Annotated in this window: 4 protein-coding genes; all 4 read right to left on the bottom strand. The window is 38.7% G+C overall.

From position 1 onward, the window contains the following. Positions 1-226: 226 nt before the first annotated feature. Genes CDZ78_RS17830 through CDZ78_RS22335 form a run of 4 tightly spaced genes read right to left on the bottom strand, consistent with a single transcriptional unit; the run spans position 227 to position 5,421 of the window. Complete coding sequence (locus CDZ78_RS17830) at positions 227-901, bottom strand: Rpn family recombination-promoting nuclease/putative transposase (RefSeq protein ID WP_087871186.1); 675 nt, start codon at positions 899-901, stop codon at positions 227-229. After that, complete coding sequence (locus CDZ78_RS17825) at positions 901-4,311, bottom strand: hypothetical protein (RefSeq protein WP_230988361.1); 3,411 nt, start codon at positions 4,309-4,311, stop codon at positions 901-903. The genes CDZ78_RS17830 and CDZ78_RS17825 overlap by 1 nt, the downstream gene beginning before the upstream one ends. Further along, positions 4,311-5,246, bottom strand: a complete 936-nt coding sequence (locus tag CDZ78_RS17820) for a DUF4007 family protein (protein WP_087871185.1) — start codon at positions 5,244-5,246, stop codon at positions 4,311-4,313. The genes CDZ78_RS17825 and CDZ78_RS17820 overlap by 1 nt, the downstream gene beginning before the upstream one ends. Positions 5,247-5,274: 28 nt before the next feature. Continuing rightward, complete coding sequence (locus tag CDZ78_RS22335) at positions 5,275-5,421, bottom strand: hypothetical protein (RefSeq protein WP_167374389.1); 147 nt, start codon at positions 5,419-5,421, stop codon at positions 5,275-5,277. Between the last annotated feature and the right edge of the window lie 774 nt (positions 5,422-6,195).

Below are 6,195 nucleotides of genomic sequence, written 5' to 3'. Positions count from 1 at the left end.
CGCTGAAAATCAGGGAAACGTAGCCTAAGCGAAGTGATGATTTTTAGTCCGCGATAGCCGTAGGGCCGTTATTTTGTCGGAGTCTGAGCGTTAGCGAAGGTGGAGACAAAATAAAAGGCCATCCGACACGGCGTCAAGTCATTTGGAGCCTATGTTCCGACCCCTTGTGGGGTCGGGACGAGGTGACGAGGACGAATCGGGGCCGCCGGAGGCATAAGTGGTCGCGTTAAGTTTTTGCTGCTTGCTTGGGCTGGGATGCCCAAAACAAGCTTTCGCAAAAATAGCGACTCCCCGAATCACCATTTTTAACCAAATCATACAACCGATTAATCAAATAAACCGCCGTATCATCCGAACTATTTTCCAACTGAAAAAGCGTCGAAACCATATTATGAACCGCTTCCAACGCCTCATTTTCATACGCCGCCACATCAATCAACAAATACTTCTGACTCGGTTTATATTGAACCAGCTCAGGTGCAGATTCAACCACCAAATCATTTATATCCACCACACAATCCCACAGCTCATCCCCTCTATGCAGCACAATCGGCAACACAAAAGGCAACTTATCGCCTTTTTTAACCGACTTGCTCTTAATCAAATCCTGATACAACAAACTAATATAATTACTCACCCGCACCGCCATAAAATAATCAGGCGTAGATTGAAACTCCAACAACAAATAAATATAAACCTCAGTATCCTTCCAACGCGCCTTCCATACCAAATCATCACTGCGCTCGCGTAAATCATCACTCACATAATGACCACTGGTTTTTTCCAAACTACTAAAATCTAAATCGGCAACCCAATGTTGATCCACAAATCCCTCTAAAAGTTGCTGAACCATCTGCGGATAACTGAAAATATTTTTATAACTGCCATCGTGTTGCGCCATTAAGATTCCTCCTGCAAATCTTTCAACATTCTAGCCAAGGCAACCAATTGAAGCCGCCTATCCTGATGCTTCCAACTACTTTTTAAATCCAACAACATAGAATCTACCTTAGGCTTAGAATCATTATCAACATACACCACCTGATTAATATCACCCTCAGCTCCCACTAAACGCAATAACATCGCATCACAAGCACTCTGAGGATCAATCTTAAGCTGATGAGTATGTAACTTCGCTAATTCCAATAAACGCTCACATTGTTGAACCAGTTGATATTCTGCCTGCGCTTGATGCTCAGCTCGCCATTTATTCGGCGGTGCTTTACCTAATAATGCTGCGATAGACTCCAACCACGCCTCATCATCGGTCTTGTTATTCTGTAACCGCTTAATAAACGCCTGCAAACCATCGCGCTCATGATTATATTTATCCAAACCCTGATAATGCTGTTGAATGTATTGGCGTAATTCCGCACGGCTTAACGTCGGCTCTAACTTTAAAGCATGAGTTAATTGCTGCTGAAAATTCATTAATAAATCAGGATAAGCTTGTTTAAGCTGTTTTAAATGCGACACCAACGCATTCATAAACTCTTCAGGATATTTTTCTGCTACTAACTCATCTTCAGTAAAGGCAGAAAAACCACAAGCTTTAGGTAAATGTTCAAACAATAACTGAATCGGGCTTTGAGTTTTTGCAAACGCATCGCGCACGGTTAAGGTTTGCTTATCCAGATTTTTAATATGCTGGGTATAGTCTGGCAAACTGTGAATAAATCTTGCTAAGGCTTTAATAATATCGAGCAAAGAGCCGTCTTCTGGGGTTTTATCTAATAATTTTTTTAAATAATGACTAAATAAATTCGCTTTCACCCCTTCCATAGCAAACACTTCCACACTAAATAAATCAGGACGTTTCAACAAAATTTCAAAATGTTCCAAACTCATTTGTGGACAAAACACTCCATTTTCATAAAGTGCTAAGCGTCTTTGATTGGCGAGATAATAAGCCACAAACAATAACGGCAGTACTCCCGCTTTAATGCCATAAGGCGGCTGTTGTAAATGTTGATATAATGCATTTAAATTGACAGCCTTATCTTGCTCATCAATAAATTTATCTATTCCCTGCCAAACCTTGTGCATCTGATAATTATTCGCTTTAGGTGCGACAATAGACCATACCCCATTCTGCTTACGGTGAACGCCTGTTTCTTTAAATAAGGCGCGATAAATAGATTTTTCAGGCGGAAATTTATTCTGTTCAAAGCCTAAGTTTTCAATATGAGCATGAGACAGCATTAACGTGACTAATTTTTTACGCGCTGAATTTGCTTGTGACGAGGGTTTGTCACGGTTAATTAACTCGTTTTTAATCAACGGGGCTTGGTCATAAACGCCTTCTAAAACCACCGATAAATATTGTTGTAACTGGCGACGACTTTTAAAGCTCAGCGATTCCCCTAAATGAAACCAGTCATTAAGCTCAGGATGCTCTAAAAAATGACTCAATAATTGCTCTTCTTGTTGCTGAACATGGGATAAATAGTCTTTCAATTCACGTTGGGCAACAGGGTCAGCATTTAAAGCTTGGTTTTCATTTTCAATGCGTTCTAAGGCTTGTATTTCGGTGATAACCTCGCGTAATTGCGGAGCGTTTTTAGCTAACAAATAAAGGTTTAATGGCTTACCATCCTTTTTTTGTAACTGAGTAAATAACTGAATATCATCCTCATGTTCGGCTAAAAAAATAATGATTTTTGCAGTTTGAGAGCTTAAATCAATTTGTTTGTAGTTGTAACGATCTACATACAGCGGCAGGAAATAACGTAATGTGCCTTGTTGAATTGAGTATTTACGCGCCACTAACGGTAATAAAGGATTACGTTGACTTAAAATATCGGCTAAAGAATCACGTCCTAATTGTTGCTTTAGGGTTTTAATTTCCAGCTCTAAATCAAAATCACTACCTTGCCAAACTCGATATTCACCGTTAAATTTTTGGTATTTAATCAGCGATTTTTCCAGTAATGACTCCAATGCCATATTAAGCGTTTCTCTATCACTTAAACATAAATTGACCAATTCGGGGCTGGCTTTAAAACTACCTTGATTACCAATGATATTAAATAAACCAATGCTTTTAAGCAGTTGATGTTCTACTGCGGGTGCATCGCCTAAACGCTCTAAGGCACTCACCACTTCTTTCCAGCGTCTATGGGTTAAATGGTCAGTGGTAGCGGTAGGTTGATTGTGGATGAAATACTCGAAGATTTCCCACGGTAAAATCCAATCCTCTAAGGTTTTGATGCCTTGTAAACGCTCTTTAAAACCAAAAGCCTCGGAACTGCCTAAATAACTAAATAAGGTGCGTTCATTTTGGGCAACCTTTTGACATAACACAGGTAAAATCAGCAACGATAAAGGATGTAAGGGGTAGCATTGCACAAATAAATCACTGCCGATTAAGGTATCGGAGAGCGAGTTTTGCGCCGCTAGTATTGTAGTGATTTCGGTGGTTTTGCTATTAAGTTGCTGTTCTTCTGTCTCGCTTAAATCATTTTTAAACGCGGCGGCTAGCAGTTTTAAAGTCTGCTCGGTAGATTCTAAAAAAGGGATAGATTCAAAACGCCCTTGTACTTTTTGCCATTCATCTTTTTGTGTTTTAGCCAACCCCTTCGCGTACTGCTCAAAATCTTGGTGCATCAACACGAATAATAACAAGTTCGCTTGATGACCTTTATGCGCCCACTCAGCTAATTCCTGCAATAAAAAAACATCGTTTACGCCTTGATGACGGGCTTCATATTCTAAAAATTTACCCATTTCATCAATCACACACAAACAGCCTGCACCGCCTGCTTTTGCAACCGCTTGTTGTAATTCTTTTAATAGATTTAAAACTTCACTGACGTTTAATATTTCTTGTCTTGCATCGGAGAGTTTTTTAACGATTGACGGTGAGCGGGTATTTTTCCAAAATGCTTCCGCGCCGTTATACATCGCTAACACAAAACGCGTATTTAATGGCTCTGGGCTACCTGTTAATAAAATCTTGCAATAGCCTTTATTACCTTTCTCAATGAGATGTTTTGAAATGTTATTGGCTAATGCTAATTGTCCATTTTCTATTAAAATTCCACTCGCTAACTGATGAGTCGCTAAATCGTTAGCTTCTAACAAATGCGACAGAAATACCGCAAAAGAAGATTTTCCCGAACCATAAGGCGCAGTTAAAGACCATGCTCTAAGTTCTGATTGAGTGTGAAAGGTTTTGGCAATCCGTTCTAAAACTTGAATCGCTCGCGTGGTGGGAATATACGCTTTTAAAACGTCTGTTGAATCAGCATCGCGTTCTAAATTGATGGAGCGGGTGTAGTGGGTATCTACTCGAATTAAAGTATTTATCATTAGACTGTCACTTGTTCCTTGTCTGTATAGTGATTTTTTAAAAGCTGTAGTGGCTCTATATTTTTATTTAAACGACTAAATTGATGAATACCCGCTATCTCATCAATTCGGTAATCATTAGGATATTTAGCCACTAATAACTCAAGTTTTGCCAATAATGCCGTTTCCGTTAATCTAAACACAGCTCCTAAGGCGACACTTTGTTGATGGCGATACATTAATTCTTCAATCGGTAATTGATTAACTTGATGCTGATTTAAAATCTCATTCACCGCAAAACCGATAATATCAACCGCTAACTGAGGGCGTTCGACAGGGAGGGACTGATAGTTTTTAGTCGCAGGAATATAATTAATTAATTTTAAGCTAGCTAACGGTGAATCTAATAAATCATCTAAAGCTGTTTTCGATTGTGAACGCGATTGAGCATACATTCTTAAAATCAACACGACTTCTTGTTTAACGGTTCTTTCTGAATGTTTACCAGCCAATTTATTTTTAACAAAATCTGCTAATGCAAAACCTGCTTCATCACTATTAAATTCGGCTTTATGATAATGATTAAAAAACCAGTACCATGCCGTTGCTGATTCAGAATTAGTGACTAATAACCAATGAATTAACCATAAAGTTGCTTCATCTTCTAAATATGGGTCAAAACCATTTTCTGAAAAAATCGCCTCGCCAATAGCCGTAGTTTGATAACCATTATCAACACGTTTAAGCATTTTTGTAGCGAGCAACCAATATTTAATCGCATTCACCATGTTTTTACCCACACCCAATTCTACCGTAGCGGCATCGGATGAAAATATATCAGGATTTTTAGTAAAGGCTTGAAAACCTTTTGTTAGCCATGAATAGCGTAAAGCGAAGGTTTCATGTCGTCCAAAAGCGGCTTTTTTAGGGTTGAAGGGAATAATCAAGCTTTCCATATCTTAGTTAAAATGGGTTGAAGGAGGGTTAGTTAGCGTTTTCAATAGTTTTTATCGCTAAAAAGAGAGGTTGGGGCTGAGGTCTATCACTAAGCTCTCCCGCTAATACAGACAGGGAGGTAAAGCCTAATTTTTGATAAAAGCTAATGCTCTCAACTTTAGCATCAACAATCACACCAACACAGCCATAACGGGTTCTGTCGCATAAAGTTCACTTCTCCGCGTTACCTGCTATCATCTTACATTGAGCGGGTCTATTTTCTGATTTTTATATTAAAAATACTTTAATAATTAGCAATACCTTCGCCAATTTTAATTTAATCCAAAAATGACAATCTCACACCTATATAAATCAATCGCTTATAGGCTATGAAATTCATAAAAATGAGTGTATTTTTATTTTGGCGAAGGTATTGAATTAGAGTGTTATGTAAAAACGCATAAATAATAAAACCCTAATATTATAATCCATGGCTTTATTTATTCATGTAACACATTGATTTTAAATGATTTCATATAGACCATTGAAATCTACTAAACTTATTGTAACTATTTGTTTTAAAATAAAAAGTTAATCTAAAAATATAAATCCATACCCGCTCAATGGGAGATTATGAGTCACAATTCGAATAAAATAAGGTTCATATGCTTAGTTTTAAATGGCGTCATTTTGAAAAAGAAATCATTCTCCTATCGGGGAGTCGCTATTTTTGCGAAAGCTTGTTTTGGGCATCCCAGCCCAAGCAAGCAGCAAAAACTTAACGCGACCACTTATGCCTCCGGCGGCCCCGATTCGTCCTCGTCACCTCGTCCCGACCCAACAAGGGGTCGGAACATAGGCTCCAAATGACTTGACGCCGTGTCGGATGGCCTTTTATTTTGTCTCCACCTTCGCTAACGCTCAGACTCCGACAAAACAACGACCCTACGGCTATCGCGGACTAAAAAT

It is taken from the genome of Bathymodiolus platifrons methanotrophic gill symbiont, assembly GCF_002189065.1.
Classification (GTDB): domain Bacteria; phylum Pseudomonadota; class Gammaproteobacteria; order Methylococcales; family Methylomonadaceae; genus Methyloprofundus.
This window is presented reverse-complemented; position numbering and strand designations above follow the sequence as displayed.